4 protein-coding genes are annotated in these 3,577 nt (G+C 65.3%); all 4 read left to right on the top strand.

Annotated features, from left to right (window positions below; all coding sequences use genetic code 11):
- The coding region (locus tag EN994_RS22720) for a MurR/RpiR family transcriptional regulator (protein ID WP_164746088.1) at positions 1-778 on the top strand (778 nt) is incomplete at its 5' end.
- Positions 775-1,422, top strand: a complete 648-nt coding sequence (locus tag EN994_RS22715) for an isochorismatase family cysteine hydrolase (RefSeq protein WP_013530318.1) — start codon at positions 775-777, stop codon at positions 1,420-1,422. The genes EN994_RS22720 and EN994_RS22715, both read left to right, overlap by 4 nt.
- Positions 1,419-2,741 (top strand): glutamine synthetase, encoded by a 1,323-nt coding sequence (locus EN994_RS22710; protein ID WP_013530317.1) that lies wholly within the window; start codon positions 1,419-1,421, stop codon positions 2,739-2,741. Before EN994_RS22715 ends, EN994_RS22710 begins: the two co-directional genes overlap by 4 nt.
- The gene (locus tag EN994_RS22705; RefSeq protein WP_024502302.1) at positions 2,741-3,508 is read left to right on the top strand and encodes an N-formylglutamate amidohydrolase; all 768 of its coding nucleotides are present in this window, start codon (positions 2,741-2,743) and stop codon (positions 3,506-3,508) included. Before EN994_RS22710 ends, EN994_RS22705 begins: the two co-directional genes overlap by 1 nt.
- Positions 3,509-3,577 lie beyond the last annotated feature (69 nt).

The raw sequence follows: 3,577 nt of genomic DNA, 5'->3' as shown, positions 1-3,577 counted from the left end.
GGTGATGAAGCTCGGCTATGAAGGGTTTCCGGATTTCCAGGCGAGGCTTCTGGCCGAAGTCGAGGCAAGACTGCACTCGCCGCTGCTGATGATGGAGGCCAAGCGGCAGAGCGGTTCCAACGACAGCGCCGTGCTGGCCTATCTCGATAGCGTCACCACGGCCTTGCAGAAAGCCACCGCCGCGACACCCGTCCAGACTTACGAGCGGGCGGCCCGCTTGCTGATGGAGGCCAAGGGCGAGATCGTGATGGTTGGCGGCCGGTTCAGCCGCCACATCGCCGGCATGCTGGCCGGCTATCTCGTGCAGTTCCGCTCCGGGGTTCGCGATCTCGGCGTGCTCTCTCCGCAGATCTTCGACACGCTGGCCGACCTCGGCCGGCGCGACGTGCTCGTCGTCTTCGACTACCGCCGCTACCAACTCGATGTGATGGCCTATGCAAAACAAGCGGCGGCGCTCGATGTGCGCATCGTCCTGTTCACCGACCAATGGCTGTCGCCGATATCAGATCTCGCCGAAGTCACCATCGTCAGCCCGCTCGAAGTCGCCTCACCTTACGACACGCTGGCGCCGGCGATCGCACAGATGGAAGCGTTGGTCGCCCATATCGTTTCGACGCTGGGCGACGAGGCCCGCGCCCGCATCGAGCGACTCGAAAAGGTGCGGCATGCCAATGCCGTGACGCTCGACAGCGAACCGCAAGAGAACGGCGCGCGCAAGACACCCGGCCCCCGCAAGACACCGGGACCCAAATCAGCAAAGCAGGACGACAAAGCATGACCCAGGCCCTACCCAAACGAGACGAAGCCTTCCGTGCCGGCGAAACGGCACTGCTACTCGTCGACATGCAGCGCATCTGGCTGGAGCCGGGCGCCGATCCGTCGCATCCGGAACGTGGCCCCGATCATTATTTTTACCGGCAGACATCCTCGCAGACGATCCCCAACCAGGAGCGCCTGCTGGCGGCGGCGCGGGCCAATGGCGTCGAGGTGCTGCACACCATCATTCAGAGCCTGACCGAAGACGGCCGTGAGCGCTCGCTCGACCACAAGCTGACACCGATCCATGTTGCGCCCAGTCTCCCCGAAGGACTGCCGGTGGCATCGCTGGCGCCGGTTGGCGACGAGATCATGTTGCCGAAGACGTCGTCGGGCATCTTCAATTCGACCAATGTCGACTATCTCCTCAAGAACCTCGGCATCCGCTATCTCGTCGTGGTCGGCGTGCTGACCGATCAATGCGTCGACATGGCGGTGCGCGACGGCGCCGACCGCGGCTATCTTGTCACCTGCGTATCGGATGCCTGCGCCACCATCACCCAGGAACGCCACGACATCGCGCTCAAGGCCTTCGGCGGCTACTGCTGGGTGGCTGACACCGACACGGTCGTCGACCGCTTCAACGCTTTGGGAAAACCGGCATGACGTCGACTGTCGAGCCTCTGGTTGCCGTCGTCACCACGGATCTCTCCGCCGTCACGCGGGGCCGTTTCGTTGCCGAAAGCAAGTTGCAGAAGACCGCCACGACCGGCGTCGGTTGGCTGCAGGCCAATCTGTCGCTGACACCGTTCAACTCGATCGTCGATCCCAACCCCTGGGGCTCGTCGGGCGACCTGCGGCTGATCCCCGATCTCGAAGCGCGCTTTCGCACGACACGCACCGGATCGGCAACGCCATTCGATATGGTCGCCGGCGACATCGTCGAGCTCGACGGCAGCCCATGGCTCGGCTGCACCCGCACGATGCTCAAAGACGCGCTGGCCGATTTGAAAGCCGCAACCGGCCTGTCGGTCATCGCCGCTTTCGAGCACGAATTCAACGTTGCCGACGGCGGCTTCGCACAGGCGCATTCAATGTCTTTCGCCGCACTGCGCCGCGCCGACCCTTTCGCGCCCAATCTGATGGCGGCGCTCGAGGAAGCCGGCGTCGCGCCCGAGGTGGTCATCGCCGAATTCGGCGACGAGCAGTTCGAGGTGACGCACGAGCCGGCGGACGCGCTGACGGCGGCCGACCGCGCCGTCGCCATCCGCGAAATCACGCGCGAGTTGGCGCGCAATGCCGGCTGGCGTGCGAGCTTCGCCCCCAAGACAGCGCCAACCGCCGTCGGCAACGGCGTCCACATCCATTTCAGCTTCGTCGACGAGGCCGGCAAGCCGATGACTTACGATCCGGCACTGGCGGGCGGCCTTTCCGCCAAAGCGGGCGCCTTCTGTGCCGGCGTGCTGCGCCATCTGCCTGGGATGACCGCCATGACGGCGTCGAGCGTGTCGTCCTTCTACCGGCTGAAGCCGCACAGCTGGAGTTCTTCCTACACCTGGCTTGCCGACCGCGACCGCGAGGCGTCGCTGCGCATCTGCCCGACGGTGACGATCGGCGGACGGGATCCGGCGCGGCAATACAACATCGAATACCGGGCCGCCGACGCCACCGGCAATCCCTATCTGTCGCTGGCGGCGATCATCCGCGCCGGGCTGGAGGGGCTGGAGGCGGGCCTGCCGTCGCCACCTTTGGTCACCGGCGACCCGACACTGATGAGCGAGGCGGAGCGGGCAAGTCTTGGTCTGGTGCGCCTGCCCGAAACCCTGCCCGCGGCACTGGACGCGCTGCTGGCCGACGGCACCGTGACGGGATGGTTCGCGCCCGTCTTCATCGAAACCTTCGTCGGCCTCAAGCGACATGAAGCCGAGCGTCTTGCCGGTCTCGATCCGGCCTCCATCTGCGATCTCTACCGGACGCTCTATTGATGACCGCAGTGACAAAAAAAGATTGGCCCGAGGCCGTCGAGGCCCTCAACGAGCACGGCCGTTCCGATATCGTGCTGTTGTGCGAGCATGCGTCCAACCACATGCCGGTCGAGTATCGACAGCTTGGCCTCGATGCCCACCATCTGCAGCGCCACATCGCCTGGGATATCGGCGCCGCCGAAGTGACCCGCCTGCTGTCGTCGAAGCTCGATGCTCCGGCCTTCCTCAGCGGCTATTCGCGGCTGCTGATCGACCTCAACCGGCCACTGGGCACGCCAGGCAGCATTCCGGTACTGTCGGAAGACACCGACATTCCCGGGAATGTCGGCATCGATGCGGCGGAGCGGACCCGGCGCGCCGAGATCATCTTTTCGCCGTTCCATGACCGGGTGACCGCTTATCTCGACCGCCGGGCACAAGCAGGCCGGCAGACGCGGATCGTGACGATCCATTCTTTCACGCCGGTCTTCCTCGGCGTCAGCAGGCCCTGGCATGCCGGCGTGCTGCATGACCAAGCAAGAGGTCTCGCCGAAGCGATCCTTTCGGGCCTGCGCACCGATGCGGCGCTCAATGTTGCGGCCAATGTACCCTATGTGATCAGCCGCGACGCCGACTACGCCGTGCCCATCCATGGCGACGATCGCGGCATCGCCGCCGTCCTCGTCGAGATCCGGCAGGATCTTTTGTCGACACGGTCCGGCATCGAGGAATGGGCGGACCGGCTGGCGGCGGCACTGCCGGCACTCGAGACAGAAACCGTGCCGTGAGCAATCCAAGCCTGCGCGAGCGCGACGCCGCGACCATCGCCCAGATCGGCAAGTTGCGTTTCTCGCCGC

Origin of the sequence: Mesorhizobium sp. M7A.F.Ca.CA.002.09.1.1, assembly GCF_003998555.1 — a bacterium.
Taxonomy (GTDB): Bacteria; Pseudomonadota; Alphaproteobacteria; order Rhizobiales; family Rhizobiaceae; genus Mesorhizobium; species Mesorhizobium ciceri.
Note: the sequence above shows the minus strand (reverse complement) of the source record. Positions and strands in the feature narration are given on the sequence as shown.